Origin of the sequence: Streptomyces sp. NPDC058985 (assembly GCF_042740985.1) — a bacterium.
In the GTDB taxonomy this organism is placed as follows: domain Bacteria; phylum Actinomycetota; class Actinomycetes; order Streptomycetales; family Streptomycetaceae; genus Streptomyces.
Genome location: NZ_JBHYJX010000084.1, coordinates 1 through 14820, shown reverse-complemented (window position 1 = coordinate 14820; position 14820 = coordinate 1). Strand labels below are relative to the sequence as shown.

Below are 14820 nucleotides of genomic sequence, written 5' to 3'. Positions count from 1 at the left end.
CCGTGGCGGGCCATGCCGCCGTAGGTGTCGATGATGATCTTGCGGCCGGTGAGGCCGGCGTCGCCCATCGGGCCGCCGATCTCGAAGCGGCCGGTGGGGTTGACCAGGAGCCGGTAGTTCTCCGTGTCCAGCTTGATGCCGTCGTCGAGCAGCGCCTTCAGCTCCGGCTCGACGACGAATTCCTTGATGTCCGGAGCCAGCAGCGACTCCAGGTCGATGTCGCTGGCGTGCTGGGAGGAGACCACGACCGTGTCGAGCCGGACGGCCTTGTCGCCGTCGTACTCGATGGTGACCTGCGTCTTGCCGTCGGGGCGCAGGTAAGGGATGGTCCCGTTCTTGCGGACGTCGGAGAGGCGCTTGGACAGGCGGTGCGCCAGGAAGACCGGCAGCGGCATGAGGGTCGGCGTCTCGTCGGACGCGTAGCCGAACATCAGGCCCTGGTCACCGGCGCCCTGCCGGTCCAGCTCGTCCTCGTCGCCCTCCACCCGGTTCTCGTAGGCCGTGTCGACGCCCTGCGCGATGTCCGGGGACTGGGCGCCGATCGAGACCGAGACGCCGCAGGACGCGCCGTCGAAGCCCTTCTTCGAGGAGTCGTAGCCGATCTCCAGGATCTTGCCGCGGACGAGGGTGGCGATGTCCGCGTAGGCCTTGGTCGTGACCTCTCCGGCCACGTGCACCAGACCGGTGGTGATCAGGGTTTCGACGGCGACCCGAGAGGTCGGGTCCTCGCGCAGAAGCGCGTCGAGAATGGTGTCGCTGATCTGGTCAGCGATCTTGTCGGGGTGACCTTCGGTCACGGACTCCGAGGTGAACAGGCGACGGGACACAACGCTCCCTGGGGTTGCAGCGGCTGCTGGCTGATCATGGGCGGACGGCACGGGGAGCTGCACCCGGCGACGTCCAAGGAACAGTTTATCGGTCACGCTCGGCCGCGGACTCACCCGTCTCAGCTCTCGGAAGGGCTGTGACCTGCGGCACGCGCATTCTGCCCGGAACGAGGCGGCCTTGGCCAGGGCCGCCACGCTCGAAAGCGCGGGGTTCGCGCGGACCGTCCGGCCGAATGGCCCATTCAGGCGAGTCGTTCGGCCACGAGGTCCCACACCGTTTCGGCCAGGTCCTCCTTCGGACCGTACGGCACGGGGGTCTCGGTGCCGTCGGCGCCGAGGACGACCGCCTCGTTCTCCTCCGCGCCGAAGGTCTTGCGTTCCCCCACCTCATTGACCACGAGGAGGTCGCAGCCCTTGCGCTTCAGCTTGGCCCGGCCGTTGGCCAGCACGTCGTCGGTCTCGGCGGCGAAGCCGACGACCACCTGCCCGGAGCGGGCCCGGCTGCCGGAGACCTCGGCGAGGATGTCCGGATTCCGCACCAGGGCGATCGGCGCCGGTTCCTGGCCGTCCTGCTTCTTGATCTTCCCGGTGGCGTAGACGGCCGGGCGGAAGTCGGCGACCGCGGCGGCCATGACGACGGCGTCGGCGTCCGCCGCGGCCCGCAGCACCGCCTCACGCAGCTCCACGGCGGTGCCCACCGGGACCACGTCCACTCCGGCCGGGTCCGGGAGCGACGGGTTCGCCGAGAGCAGGGTGACGCGGGCCCCGCGCGCGGCGGCGGTGCGGGCGAGGGCGTAGCCCTGCTTGCCGGAGGAGCGGTTGCCCAGGAACCGGACCGGGTCGAGGGGCTCCCGGGTGCCGCCGGCGCTGACCACGACATGGCGTCCGGTGAGGTCGGGCTCCCGCGTGCCCCGGGCGAGCACCCGGCGGCAGACCTCGAAGATCTCGCCGGGGTCGGGCAGCCGCCCCTTGCCGGTGTCGACGCCGGTGAGGCGGCCGACGGCCGGTTCGACGACGACTGCGCCGCGGCGGCGCAGTGTCGCCACGTTCTCCTGGGTGGCCGGGTGCTCCCACATCTCGGTGTGCATGGCGGGCGCGAAGACGACCGGGCAGCGGGCCGTCAGGAGGGTGTTGGTGAGGAGGTCGTCGGCGAGGCCGTGGGCCGCCTTGGCCAGCATGTCGGCGGTGGCGGGCGCGACGACGACCAGGTCGGCGTGCTGGCCGATGCGCACGTGCGGGACCTCGTGGACGTCGTCCCACACCTCGGTCGACACGGGGTTTCCGGACAGGGCGGACCAGGTGGCGGCGCCGACGAAGTGCAGGGCGGAGGCGGTGGGGACGACCCGGACCTCGTGTCCCGACTCCGTGAACCTGCGCAGCAGCTCACAGGCCTTGTACGCGGCGATGCCGCCACTGACCCCCAGAACGACCTTGGGCTTGTCCACCGTCTCTCCCCGACTCGGATAACGCTTACGACCCATGACACACCACAGGCCCGACAGTCGGGCTGCCGGGCCTGTGGAAAAGTCAGCTTCAGGATGAAAATACTACCGCCGATGTCGCCGGTACTACTGCGCCGGACCCTCGATGGCCTCGGAGGTCAGCAGCCCCGCGTTGATCTCGCGCAGGGCGATCGAGAGCGGCTTCTCGTGCACGTGGGTGTCGACGAGCGGACCGACGTACTCGAGGAGGCCCTCGCCGAGCTGCGAGTAGTACGCGTTGATCTGGCGGGCCCGCTTGGCCGCGTAGATCACGAGGCTGTACTTCGAGTCCGTGGCCTCGAGGAGCTCGTCGATCGGCGGGTTGATGATGCCCTCGGGCGCGGAGATGGAAGAGGACACGCTCTACCTTCCGATGGATGGGAAAGATTCAGTCAGGGTGACCAGTAACGATCACACGACGTTCGTCAAGGCTAGCAGCTCGCGCGCCACGTCCTCGACGGAGGTGTTGACCAGCGTCTGGTCGAACTCCGGCTCGGCCGCCAGCTCGACCTTGGCCGTGTCGAGGCGGCGCTCGATCACGTCCGGCGGTTCGGTGCCGCGCCCGGTGAGCCGGCGCACCAGCTCCTCCCAGGAGGGCGGGGCGAGGAACACCAGCTGGGCCTCGGGCATGGAGGCGCGGACCTGCCGGGCGCCCTGGAGGTCGATCTCCAGGAGCACCGGCTCACCGGCCTCCAGGCGCTCCAGTACCGCCGCGCGCGGCGTGCCGTAGCGGTTGCCGGCGAACTCGGCCCACTCCAGCAGCTCCCCGTTGGCGATCAGCTTGTCCATCTCCTCGTCGGTGACGAAGAAGTAGTGGACACCGTGCTGCTCGCCCGGGCGGGGCCGGCGGGTCGTCGCCGAGACCGACAGCCATACCTCGGGGTGTTCCTTGCGCATATGGGCGACGACCGTGCTCTTGCCGACCCCCGAGGGGCCGGAGAGCACGGTCAGCCGCGGACGTGCGTCCGGGGGTACGGGGGACGTCCCCCGGGGTGTTGCAGCCATGCCTGCGATTATTCCAGCAATCCCGGAGTGGTCCGGACTCAGCTGCCGGTGCTGCCGAACTCACGCTCCAGGGAGGCGATCTGGTTGGACCCGAGACCGCGCACGCGGCGGCTCTCGGAGATGCCCAGACGCTCCATGATCTGCTTGGCGCGGACCTTGCCCACGCCCGGCAGGGACTCGAGGAGGGCGGAGACCTTCATCTTGCCGATGACGTCGTTCTCCTGACCCTGCTTGATGACCTCGTGGAGGGAGGCGCCGGAGTGCTTGAGTCGATTCTTGACCTCGGCCCGCTCCCGGCGAGCCGCGGCGGCCTTTTCGAGCGCGGCTGCGCGCTGTTCAGGGGTAAGGGGCGGAAGAGCCACGCCTACGTCACCTCGGATGTCGAACTGTCGGATACGGACCGGTGAGGAACCTAGTCGCCCCACACCTGGGGAGCCACGAGCAACACGCTTGCCCGCCGACTCTCGACGGAGACTAGCGGTCAAGTCCGCCAGAGTCAGCGAGAACAGCGGAAAAGTCCTGGTCAGCCTCCGTCAGGCCAGACATTTAGGACATAATGCCTCGGATTTGAGGATGTATCCAAGCTCTGGACGTCCTAGGCCGCCGCCAAAGCGGTCCTGACCTCGTCGGCGAAGCGGTCCGTGGCCGTACGCAGCGCGGTCGCGTCCGGACCGTGACGAAGCACACCCCGGCTGACATTCGGCACCACATTGCGCACCGCCGCCCCGAACACCCGCGGCAGGTCCGCCGGGGTCGCTCCCTGGGCGCCGATGCCGGGCGCGAGGAGCGGCCCGTTGACGTCCAGGTCGTACGACGACAGGTCGCCGAGGGTGGCGCCGACCACCGCGCCGAAGGAGCCGAGGGGCTCCTCCCCCGCGTTCTCGGCGGCCAGGTGGGCCAGCATCGTCGCCCCCACGCTCCGCCCGTCGGACCGGACCGCGTGCTGGACCTCGCCGCCCTCCGGGTTGGAGGTCAGCGCCAGCACGAACAGACCGGCACCGCTCTCGCGCGCCAGGTCGACGGCCGGCCTCAGGGAGCCGTAGCCGAGGTAGGGCGAGACCGTCAGCGCGTCCGAGAACAGCGGCGCGTCCCTGTGCAGGAAGGACTCCGCGTAGGCGGCCATGGTCGAGCCGATGTCGCCGCGCTTGGCGTCCATGACAACCAGTGCGCCGGCCGCGCGCGCCTCCTCGACGGACTTCTCGAGGACGGCGACGCCGCGCGAACCGAAGCGCTCGAAGAAGGCGCTCTGCGGCTTGAGCACGGCCACCCGGTCCGCCGTCGCCTCGACGACGGTGCGGCTGAAGCGCTCCAGACCGGCCACGTCGTCGCCCAGCCCCCACTCGGCGAGCAGGGAGCTGTGCGGATCGATGCCGACGCACAGCGGGCCGCGCTCGTCCATCGCGCGGCGCAGCCGGGCGCCGAAGGGCTCGAGTACCGTCATGCGGGTCATCGGGGCTTCCTCACGTCGGCGCCGACCGCGTCGGCGAGGGTGGCGTAGGGGCTCTGCCGCAGCCGCGCGGCGAGGCCCTTGTGGACGGCACGGCCCCAGAACGGGCCCTGGTAGATGAACGCGCTGTAGCCCTGGACCAGCGTGGCCCCGGCCAGGATGCGCTCCCAGGCGTCCTCGGCGTTCTCCACGCCGCCGACGCCCACCAGGGTGATCCGGTCGCCCACGCGCGCGTACAGGCGGCGCAGGACCTCCAGGGAGCGCGCCTTGAGCGGCGCGCCGGACAGGCCGCCGGTCTCCCGCACGAGGACGGGTGAGGAGGTCAGGCCCAGGCCCTCGCGCGCGATGGTGGTGTTGGTGGCGATGATGCCGTCCAGGCCCAGCTCCACGGCCAGGTCGGCGACCGCGTCCACGTCCTCGTCGGCGAGGTCCGGCGCGATCTTCACCAGGAGCGGGACGCGCCGGGCGGTGACCGCGCGGTCGGCGGCCTCGCGGACCGCCGTCAGGAGCGGACGCAGCGCCTCGGTGGCCTGGAGGTTGCGCAGCCCGGGCGTGTTCGGGGAGGAGACGTTGACGACCAGGTAGTCGGCGTGCGGGGCGAGCCGTTCGGCGGACTTCACGTAGTCGCCGACGGCCTCCTCCTCCGGGACGGCCTTGGTCTTGCCGATGTTGACGCCGACGACGGTCCGGAAGACGGGCGTGCGGGAGGCCAGGCGGGCCGCCACGGCCAGCGAACCGTCGTTGTTGAAGCCCATCCGGTTGATCAGCGCCCGGTCGCCCACCAGCCGGAAGAGCCGCTTCTTGGGGTTGCCGGGCTGCGGCTCCCCGGTCACGGTGCCGATCTCGACGTGGTCGAAGCCGAGCATCGCCATGCCGTCGACGGCGACGGCGTTCTTGTCGAACCCGGCGGCGAGCCCGAAGGGTCCGTGCATGCGCAGGCCCAGGGCCTCGGTGCGAAGTTCCTTGTGGCGGGGCGCGAGCGTGGCGGCGGCGAAGGTGCGCAGCACGGGGACGCGGGCGGCCAGGCGGATCCAGCGGAAGGCCAGGTGGTGGGCCTGCTCCGGGTCCATGCGGGAGAAGAAGAGCTTGAAGAAGATCGTGTACATGTGTCCTCGTGACGCCTCTGGAGAGGGTCGGCTCATGAAGGAGACGGTCGGCTCATGAAGAGGGGGACACCGTTTCCGGTGTCCCCCTCGGGGCCGCTAGTCGCGGGCCGCGGTCAGGAATTCCGCGTGTTCCTGGAGCGAGCGCACTCCCACGTCTCCGTGGTTGAGGGCGTCGATGCCCTGGACCGCCGCCGCCAGTGCCTGGACGGTGGTCAGGCAGGGCACGGAGCGGGCCACGGCGGCCGTGCGGATGTCGTAGCCGTCGAGGCGGCCGCCGGTGCCGTACGGGGTGTTGACGATGAGGTCGACCCCGCCGTCGTGGATGAGCTGGACGATGGTCTTCTCGCCGTTCGGGCCGGGGCCCTCGGACTGCTTGCGGACCACCGTGGCGTTGATGCCGTTGCGCTTGAGGACCTCGGCTGTGCCGGAGGTGGCCATCAGCTCGAAGCCGTGGGCGACCAGCTCGCGGGCCGGGAAGATCATCGAGCGCTTGTCCCGGTTGGCGACCGAGATGAAGGCACGTCCCTTGGTGGGCAGCGGGCCGTACGCGCCCGCCTGCGACTTGGCGTAGGCGGTGCCGAAGACGGAGTCGATGCCCATGACCTCGCCGGTGGAGCGCATCTCCGGGCCGAGGACGGTGTCGACGCCGCGGCCGTGGATGTCCCGGAAACGGGACCACGGCATCACGGCCTCCTTGACGGAGATCGGCGCGTCCAGCGGCAGCTCGCCGCCGTCGCCGGTGGCCGGGAGCAGGCCCTCGGCGCGCAGCTCGGCGATGGTCGCGCCCAGTGAGATGCGGGCGGCGGCCTTGGCCAGCGGCACCGCGGTCGCCTTCGAGGTGAAGGGGACCGTGCGGGACGCGCGCGGGTTGGCCTCCAGGACGTACAGGATGTCCCCGGCCAGCGCGAACTGGATGTTGATCAGGCCGCGCACGCCGACGCCCTTGGCGATGCCCTCCGTGGAGGCGCGCAGCCGCTTGATGTCGAAGCCGCCGAGCGTGATCGGGGGCAGGGCGCACGCCGAGTCGCCGGAGTGGATGCCGGCCTCCTCGATGTGCTCCATGACGCCGCCGAGGTACAGCTCCTCGCCGTCGTACAGCGCGTCGACATCGATCTCGATCGCGTCGTCCAGGAACCGGTCGACCAGGACCGGCCGGGAGGGGCTGATCTCGGTCGACTCGGCGATGTACGCCTCCAGGCGGGTCTCGTCGTAGACGATCTCCATACCGCGTCCGCCGAGGACGTAGGAGGGCCGTACCAGGACGGGGTAGCCGATCTCGTCGGCGATGCCCTTGGCCTCGGCGAAGGTGGTGGCGGTGCCGTGCTTGGGGGCGGGCAGGCCCGCCTGCGCGAGGACCCGGCCGAAGGCGCCGCGGTCCTCCGCGGCGTGGATGGCCTCGGGCGGGGTGCCGACGACCGGGACGCCGTTGTCCTTGAGCGCCTGCGACAGGCCCAGCGGGGTCTGGCCGCCGAGCTGGACGACGACCCCGGCGACCGGGCCGGCCTGCTGCTCGGCGTGGACGATCTCCAGGACGTCCTCCAGGGTGAGCGGCTCGAAGTACAGCCGGTCGGAGGTGTCGTAGTCGGTGGAGACGGTCTCCGGGTTGCAGTTGACCATCACGGTCTCGTACCCGGCGTCGCTGAGCGCGAAGGAGGCGTGGACGCAGGAGTAGTCGAACTCGATGCCCTGGCCGATGCGGTTCGGGCCGGAGCCCAGGATGATGACGGCCGGCTTCTCGCGCGGCGCGACCTCGGTCTCCTCGTCGTAGGAGGAGTAGAAGTACGGCGTCCGCGCGGCGAACTCGGCGGCACAGGTGTCGACCGTCTTGTAGACCGGGCGGATCCCGAGCGCGTGCCGGACCTCGCGGACGACGTCCTCGCGCAGGCCGCGGATCTCGCCGACCTGCTGGTCGGAGAAGCCGTGCCGCTTGGCCTCGGCGAGCAGGTCGGCGGTCAGCTCGGGCGCCGCGGTCAGCTCGTCGGCGGTCTCCTTGATCAGGAAGAGCTGGTCGACGAACCAGGGGTCGATCTTCGTGTACTCGAAGACCTCCTCGGGCGTGGCGCCCGCGCGGATGGCCTGCATGACCAGGTTGATGCGGCCGTCGGTGGGCCGGACGGCCTCGCGCAGCAGCTCGGCCTTGTCGCCCGGCTCGCCGACGAAGGTGAACTGGCTGCCCTTCTTCTCAAGCGAGCGCAGCGCCTTCTGGAAGGCCTCGGTGAAGTTGCGGCCGATGGCCATGGCCTCGCCGACCGACTTCATGGTGGTGGTGAGGGTGGAGTCGGCCTGCGGGAACTTCTCGAAGGCGAAGCGCGGGGCCTTGACGACCACGTAGTCGAGGGTCGGCTCGAAGGAGGCCGGGGTCTCGCGCGTGATGTCGTTCGGGATCTCGTCGAGCGTGTAGCCGACGGCCAGCTTGGCGGCGATCTTGGCGATCGGGAAGCCGGTCGCCTTGGAGGCGAGCGCCGAGGAGCGCGACACGCGCGGGTTCATCTCGATGACGATCACGCGACCGTCCTCGGGGTTCACCGCGAACTGGATGTTGCAGCCGCCGGTGTCGACGCCGACCTCGCGGATGATCGCGATGCCGACGTCGCGCAGCACCTGGTACTCGCGGTCGGTCAGGGTCATCGCGGGCGCGACGGTGATCGAGTCGCCGGTGTGCACGCCCATGGGGTCGAAGTTCTCGATGGAGCAGACGACCACCACGTTGTCGTGCTTGTCGCGCATCAGCTCCAGCTCGTACTCCTTCCAGCCGAGGATGGACTCCTCCAGGAGCACCTCGGTGGTCGGCGAGAGGGTGAGGCCCTGTCCGGCGATGCGGCGCAGCTCCTCCTCGTCGTGGGCGAAGCCGGAGCCGGCGCCGCCCATGGTGAAGGAGGGGCGGACGACGACCGGGTAGCCGCCGAGCGCGTCGACGCCCTTGAGGACGTCGTCCATGGAGTGGCAGATGTAGGAGCGGGCGGACTCGCCGTGTCCGATCTTCTTGCGGACCTCCTCGACGACGTCCTTGAAGAGGTCGCGGTCCTCGCCCTTGTTGATCGCCTCGACGTTGGCGCCGATCAGTTCGACGCCGTACTTCTCCAGCACGCCCTGGTCGTGCATGGAGATCGCGGTGTTGAGGGCGGTCTGGCCGCCGAGCGTCGGCAGCAGCGCGTCGGGGCGCTCCTTGGCGATGATCTTCTCGACGAACTCGGGGGTGATCGGCTCGACGTAGGTGGCGTCGGCGATCTCCGGGTCGGTCATGATCGTCGCGGGGTTGGAGTTCACCAGGATGACGCGCAGGCCCTCGGCCTTGAGCACGCGGCACGCCTGGGTGCCTGAGTAGTCGAACTCGGCGGCCTGGCCGATGACGATCGGGCCGGAGCCGATGACCAGGACGGACTGGATATCGGTGCGCTTAGGCACGCTGGCCCTCCATCAAAGCTGTGCTCATCAAAGACGTGAAGCGGTCGAAGAGGTAGGCGGCGTCGTGCGGGCCGGCGGCCGCCTCGGGGTGGTACTGGACGCTGAAGGCCGGCCGGTCGAGGAGCTGGAGGCCCTCCACCACGTTGTCGTTGAGGCAGACGTGGGAGACCTCGGCGCGGCCGTAGGGGGTGTCGGAGACCCGGTCGAGCGGGGCGTCGACGGCGAAGCCGTGGTTGTGCGCGGTGACCTCGACCTTGCCGGTCGTGCGGTCCTGCACCGGCTGGTTGATGCCGCGGTGGCCGTACTTCAGCTTGAAGGTGCCGAAGCCGAGCGCGCGGCCCAGGATCTGGTTGCCGAAGCAGATACCGAAGAGCGGGGTGCCGCGCTCCAGGACGCCCCGCATGACGGAGACCGGGTGGTCGGCGGTGGCCGGGTCGCCGGGGCCGTTGGAGAAGAAGACGCCGTCCGGGTTGACGGCGTAGACGTCCTCGACGGTGGCCGTGGCGGGCAGGACGTGCACCTCGATGCCGCGCTCGGCCATGCGGTGCGGGGTCATGCCCTTGATGCCGAGGTCGATGGCGGCGACGGTGTACTTCTTCTCGCCGATCGCCGGGACGACGTACGCCTCGGTGGTGGCGACCTCGGCGGAGAGGTCGGCGCCGCTCATCTCGGGGGCCTGGCGGACCTCGGCGAGCATCGTGCCCTCGTCGGGCAGCGCGTTGCCGGAGAAGATGCCGACCCGCATGGCGCCGCGCTCACGCAGGTGGCGGGTGAGGGCGCGGGTGTCGATGCCACAGATGCCGACGATCCCCTGCGCGGCCAGCTCCTCGTCGAGGGAGCGGGTGGAGCGCCAGTTCGACGGCACGCGCGCGGGGTCGCGGACGACGTAGCCGGCGACCCAGATCTTCTTCGACTCCATGTCCTCGTCGTTGACCCCGGTGTTCCCGACGTGCGGGGCGGTCATGACGACGACCTGGCGGTGGTACGACGGGTCGGTGAGGGTCTCCTGGTAGCCGGTCATGCCGGTGGAGAACACGGCTTCGCCGAAGGTGGCCCCCACGGCCCCGTAGGCGCGGCCGCGGAAGGTCCGGCCGTCCTCCAGGACGAGTACGGCGGGAGTCCTGTCAACTCCCCTGGTGGAGGTCGTCATCGTGCGCCTTCCGTTTCCGTCTTGTTGATCATGTCGTTCAGTGTTTCGACCCACTCGTTGTGCTCGGCCGCGTGGTCGGAGCGGAAACCGGAGTCGATCAGCTTGTCGCCGTGCGCCCAGGTGACGACGAGCAGTCCGCCCTCGGTGAGGACCTTGCCCGCGATGCCCTTGTCGAGCCGGGCCTCACGCAGTGCGGCGACGGGGACGAAGAAGTCGGCCGCACCGGGGCGTACGACGTCCAGTCCCGCCTCCGTCAGGGTGAGCTCGACCCGGCTGCGGGTGCCCAGGCCGTGCGCCACGATGCGGTCCAGCCACTGCCCGGCGGTGGTGGAGCCGTGGTAGCGGCCGCTCAGTACCAGTCTCGCCGCACCGGGGTCGTCCGGCGCGCCGGGCAGCTCGGGCAGGTCGCCCTGGAGGGTGCCGCGCCACTTCCAGCCCTCGCGCATCAGCCAGTAGACGAGTGCGACGAACAGTCCGAGGCCGACGACCCAGCCGATGCGGGCGGCCCAGTCGGTCACTTCCGCCGATTCCTTCTCGGCGGCCAGCAGGATTACAGGTGTCACGTGAGCTTCCCGTCGACGAGCGTGGCCTTGCCCCGCAGCCACGTGTGCGTCACACGGCCCGGCAGCTCACGACCCTCGTACGGGGTGTTGCGGCTGCGCGAGGCGAAGCCCGCGGGGTCCACCTGGCCACGGTATTCCGTGTCGACGAGGGTGAGGTTGGCGGGCTCACCAGCCGAGACGGGACGGCCGTGTCCGGTGGCCTGTCCGATCTGCGCGGGCTTGGCGGACATCCGGTCGGCGACGCCGGCCCAGTCCAGCAGGCCCGTTTCCACCATGGTCTCCTGGACCACCGACAGCGCGGTCTCCAGGCCCACCATCCCCATGGCGGCGGCGGCCCACTCGCAGTCCTTGTCCTCGTGCGGGTGCGGGGCGTGGTCGGTGGCGACGATGTCGATCGTGCCGTCGGCGAGCGCCTCGCGCAGCGCCAGCACGTCACGCTCGGTGCGCAGCGGCGGGTTGACCTTGTAGACCGGGTTGTACGACCGGACCAGCTCGTCGGTGAGGAGCAGGTGGTGCGGGGTGACCTCGGCGGTGACGTCGATGCCGCGGGACTTGGCCCAGCGGACGATCTCGACGGACCCGGCGGTCGACAGGTGGCAGATGTGGACGCGGGAGCCGACGTGCTCGGCGAGCAGCACGTCCCGTGCGATGACCGACTCCTCGGCCACCGCCGGCCAGCCGCCGAGGCCCAGCTCGGCGGAGACGACGCCCTCGTTCATCTGGGCGCCCTCGGTGAGGCGGGGCTCCTGGGCGTGCTGGGCGACTACGCCGTTGAAGGCCTTCACGTACTCCAGGGCGCGGCGCATGATCACGGCGTCGTGGACGCACTTGCCGTCGTCGGAGAAGACGGTGACACCGGCCGCGGACTCGTGCATGGCGCCCAGCTCGGCGAGCTTGGCGCCCTCCAGGCCGACGGTCACGGCGCCGATGGGCTGCACGTCGCAGTAGCCGGATTCCTGGCCGAGCCGCCAGACCTGCTCGACGACGCCGGCGGTGTCGGCGACCGGGAAGGTGTTGGCCATGGCGAAGACGTTGGTGTAGCCGCCACTGGCCGCCGCGCGGGTACCGGTCAGGACGGTCTCGGAGTCCTCGCGGCCGGGCTCGCGCAGGTGGGTGTGGAGGTCGACCAGGCCGGGCAGCAGCACCTTGCCGCCGGCTTCGACGATCTCGGCGCCCTCGGCGCTCAGCCCCGTACCGACCTCGGCGATCGTCGCGCCGTCGATCAGCACGTCCTGCGGCTCGCCGCCGAGCACCTTCGCACCGCGGATCAGGATCTTGCTCATCTGTCTTACTTCTCCTCGGTGGTGCGGGCGTGGGTCACGGCGGGCTCGTTGCCGCCCAGCAGCAGGTACAGGACGGCCATCCGGATGGAGACGCCGTTGGTGACCTGCTCGACGGCGGTGCAGCGGTCGGAGTCGGCGACCTCGGCGGTGATCTCCATGCCGCGGACCATCGGGCCGGGGTGCATCACGATGGCGTGGTCGGGCATCTTCGCCATGCGTTCGCCGTCGAGGCCGTAGCGGCGGGAGTACTCGCGCTCGGTCGGGAAGAACGCGGCGTTCATGCGCTCGCGCTGCACGCGCAGCAGCATCACCGCGTCGGACTTGGTCAGCGTCGAGTCGAGGTCGTAGGAGACCTCGCAGGGCCAGGTCTCGACGCCGACCGGCAGCAGGGTGGGCGGGGCGACGAGGGTGACCTCGGCGCCGAGGGTGTGCAGCAGGTCGACGTTGGAGCGGGCGACCCTGCTGTGCAGGATGTCGCCGACCAGGGTGACCCGGCGTCCGTCCAGGTCCTTGCCGAGGCCGGCGTCGCGGCCGACCAGGCGGCGGCGCATCGTGAAGGCGTCGAGCAGGGCCTGGGTGGGGTGCTGGTGGGTGCCGTCGCCGGCGTTGACCACGGCCGCGTCGATCCAGCCGGAGGTGGCCAGCCGGTACGGGGCGCCGGAGGCGCCGTGCCGGATGACGACCGCGTCGACGCCCATGGCCTCCAAGGTCTGGGCGGTGTCCTTGAGGGACTCGCCCTTGGAGACGCTGGATCCCTTGGCGGTGAAGTTGATGACGTCCGCGGACAGGCGCTTCTCGGCGGCCTCGAAGGAGATCCGGGTCCGGGTGGAGTCCTCGAAGAAGAGGTTGACGACGGTACGGCCGCGCAGGGTCGGCAGTTTCTTGATCGGCCGGTCCGCGACCCGGGCCATCTCCTCGGCGGTGTCGAGGATCAGGACGGCGTCGTCGCGGGTGAGGTCGGCGGCCGAGATGAGATGACGCTGCATCTGTCAGGCTCCGTAGGGCGAGTCTTGCGGAAGAGCGGGATAATTCGGGCGGCCCGGCACGCGCGGGGGCGCGCCGACGGGGCGTACGGCACGGCTGGGTGCGTACGCGCAGCGCTAGGGGTGGGCGCCCGGGGCGGCCGGCTTGGCACCGAGCAGCACGGTGTCGCGACCGTCCTCCTCGGCGAGCTGGACCTTGACCGTCTCCCGCAGCGACGTCGGGAGGTTCTTGCCGACGTAGTCGGCGCGGATGGGCAGTTCGCGGTGGCCCCGGTCGACGAGGACCGCGAGCTGCACCGCGCGCGGGCGGCCGATGTCGCCCAGCGCGTCGAGGGCGGCCCGGATGGTGCGGCCGGAGAAGAGCACGTCGTCGACGAGGACGACCAGGCGGCCGTCGACGCCGTCACCGGGGATCTCGGTGCGGGCCAGGGCGCGCGGCGGGTGCATGCGCAGGTCGTCGCGGTACATGGTGATGTCGAGCGAGCCGACCGGCATCTTGCGTTCGGTGATCTGCTCCAGCTTGTCGGCGAGCCGCCGGGCGAGGAAGACGCCCCGGGTCGGGATGCCGAGGAGCACCACGTCGTCGGCACCCTTGGCGCGCTCGACGATCTCGTGGGCGATGCGGGTCAGGACCCGTGCGATGTCGGGTGCCTCCAGGACGGGCCGTGCGTCCCGCTGCGCGTCCTGCGTGTGGTCCTGCTTGTCCATGAGAAACGGACCCCCTTCTCCGCCTCACGGGACGGATCTTAAAGGACGTCGGATATGCGCCACCTACGGTAGCAGGCACACTGACCGCGCAGGCGGCACCCCCGACACCCCCCTGTCACTCTTCTGCCGCATCCGTGTCACCCGCTCGGGGCAATGGATGGCGGATACCACGGAAGAGTCGGTGCGGCCCATTCGGCTTGACGCAGGAGAGTAACGCTGCGTAACCTCACAGTGAGTTACCAGCCGCGCGAGCCGGCAGACAGAGCCGGCCGCGTCGACACCTTGTCCGGGGAGCCATATGTCCAGCGAATACGCCAAACAGCTCGGGGCCAAGCTCCGGGCCATCCGCACCCAGCAGGGCCTTTCCCTCCACGGTGTCGAGGAGAAGTCCCAGGGCCGCTGGAAGGCCGTCGTGGTCGGTTCGTACGAGCGCGGCGACCGTGCGGTGACCGTGCAGCGCCTCGCCGAGTTGGCGGACTTCTACGGCGTCCCCGTGCAGGAGCTGCTGCCGGGCACCACCCCGGGCGGTGCCGCCGAGCCGCCGCCGAAGCTGGTCCTGGACCTGGAGCGGCTGGCCACGGTGCCGGCCGAGAAGGCGGGCCCCCTCCAGCGGTACGCGGCCACGATCCAGTCGCAGCGCGGTGACTACAACGGCAAGGTGCTCTCGATCCGCCAGGACGACCTGCGCACACTCGCCGTCATCTACGACCAGTCGCCCTCGGTCCTGACCGAGCAGCTGATCAGCTGGGGCGTCCTGGACGCGGACGCGCGCCGCGCGGTGGCGTCCCACGACGAACTCTGAGCCCCACACCCCTCAGCAGAAACGTGCCGCCGGGGTGGCCGGAACCATTCGGTTCCGGCC

14 protein-coding genes are annotated in these 14820 nt (G+C 70.5%); 1 reads left to right on the top strand and 13 read right to left on the bottom strand.

Annotation, left to right across the window (positions count from 1 at the left end):
* From metK to pyrR, 13 genes are all read right to left on the bottom strand, one after another.
* Nucleotides 1–827 (bottom strand): methionine adenosyltransferase (gene metK / locus ACFW01_RS37825; protein WP_384511315.1); only part of this gene is annotated, 827 nt, incomplete at its 3' end.
* Between the two features lie 242 nt (nucleotides 828–1069).
* On the bottom strand, nucleotides 1070–2272 hold the full coding sequence (gene coaBC, locus ACFW01_RS37820; RefSeq protein WP_234958271.1) for a bifunctional phosphopantothenoylcysteine decarboxylase/phosphopantothenate--cysteine ligase CoaBC: 1203 nt from the start codon (nucleotides 2270–2272) through the stop codon (nucleotides 1070–1072).
* A gap of 123 nt (nucleotides 2273–2395) precedes the next feature.
* The gene (gene rpoZ / locus ACFW01_RS37815; protein WP_003977348.1) at nucleotides 2396–2668 is read right to left on the bottom strand and encodes a DNA-directed RNA polymerase subunit omega; all 273 of its coding nucleotides are present in this window, start codon (nucleotides 2666–2668) and stop codon (nucleotides 2396–2398) included.
* 51 nt (nucleotides 2669–2719) lie between these two features.
* Nucleotides 2720–3313, bottom strand: coding sequence for a guanylate kinase (gene gmk, locus ACFW01_RS37810; RefSeq protein WP_122617174.1), 594 nt, complete (start codon nucleotides 3311–3313; stop codon nucleotides 2720–2722).
* Between the two features lie 38 nt (nucleotides 3314–3351).
* Nucleotides 3352–3675 (bottom strand): integration host factor, encoded by a 324-nt coding sequence (locus tag ACFW01_RS37805; RefSeq protein WP_003977346.1) that lies wholly within the window; start codon nucleotides 3673–3675, stop codon nucleotides 3352–3354.
* Between the two features lie 233 nt (nucleotides 3676–3908).
* A complete protein-coding gene (gene pyrF, locus ACFW01_RS37800; RefSeq protein ID WP_234958402.1) occupies nucleotides 3909–4754 on the bottom strand; it encodes an orotidine-5'-phosphate decarboxylase in 846 nt (281 codons plus the stop codon).
* A 5-nt stretch (nucleotides 4755–4759) separates the two neighbouring features.
* Complete coding sequence (locus ACFW01_RS37795) at nucleotides 4760–5866, bottom strand: quinone-dependent dihydroorotate dehydrogenase (RefSeq protein WP_384511310.1); 1107 nt, start codon at nucleotides 5864–5866, stop codon at nucleotides 4760–4762.
* A 96-nt stretch (nucleotides 5867–5962) separates the two neighbouring features.
* Nucleotides 5963–9271, bottom strand: coding sequence for a carbamoyl-phosphate synthase large subunit (gene carB / locus ACFW01_RS37790; protein ID WP_234958273.1), 3309 nt, complete (start codon nucleotides 9269–9271; stop codon nucleotides 5963–5965).
* Nucleotides 9264–10421 (bottom strand): glutamine-hydrolyzing carbamoyl-phosphate synthase small subunit, encoded by a 1158-nt coding sequence (gene carA / locus ACFW01_RS37785; protein WP_234958274.1) that lies wholly within the window; start codon nucleotides 10419–10421, stop codon nucleotides 9264–9266. Before carA ends, carB begins: the two co-directional genes overlap by 8 nt.
* Nucleotides 10418–10984 carry a hypothetical protein gene (locus ACFW01_RS37780; RefSeq protein ID WP_234958275.1) on the bottom strand — a complete coding sequence of 189 codons (567 nt, stop codon included), beginning with the start codon at nucleotides 10982–10984 and terminating at the stop codon, nucleotides 10418–10420. The genes carA and ACFW01_RS37780 overlap by 4 nt, the downstream gene beginning before the upstream one ends.
* Nucleotides 10981–12267 carry a dihydroorotase gene (locus ACFW01_RS37775; RefSeq protein WP_234958276.1) on the bottom strand — a complete coding sequence of 429 codons (1287 nt, stop codon included), beginning with the start codon at nucleotides 12265–12267 and terminating at the stop codon, nucleotides 10981–10983. The genes ACFW01_RS37780 and ACFW01_RS37775 overlap by 4 nt, the downstream gene beginning before the upstream one ends.
* Before the next feature lie 5 nt (nucleotides 12268–12272).
* On the bottom strand, nucleotides 12273–13253 hold the full coding sequence (locus ACFW01_RS37770) for an aspartate carbamoyltransferase catalytic subunit (RefSeq protein WP_234958277.1): 981 nt from the start codon (nucleotides 13251–13253) through the stop codon (nucleotides 12273–12275).
* A 114-nt stretch (nucleotides 13254–13367) separates the two neighbouring features.
* Nucleotides 13368–13958: a bifunctional pyr operon transcriptional regulator/uracil phosphoribosyltransferase PyrR gene (gene pyrR, locus ACFW01_RS37765; protein WP_234958278.1), complete on the bottom strand. Its 591-nt coding sequence runs from the start codon at nucleotides 13956–13958 to the stop codon at nucleotides 13368–13370.
* A 298-nt stretch (nucleotides 13959–14256) separates the two neighbouring features.
* Here pyrR and bldD point away from each other — a divergent pair, with 298 nt between their 5' ends.
* Complete coding sequence (bldD, locus tag ACFW01_RS37760; protein ID WP_003977337.1) at nucleotides 14257–14760, top strand: transcriptional regulator BldD; 504 nt, start codon at nucleotides 14257–14259, stop codon at nucleotides 14758–14760.
* The last annotated feature ends 60 nt before the right edge of the window (nucleotides 14761–14820 follow it).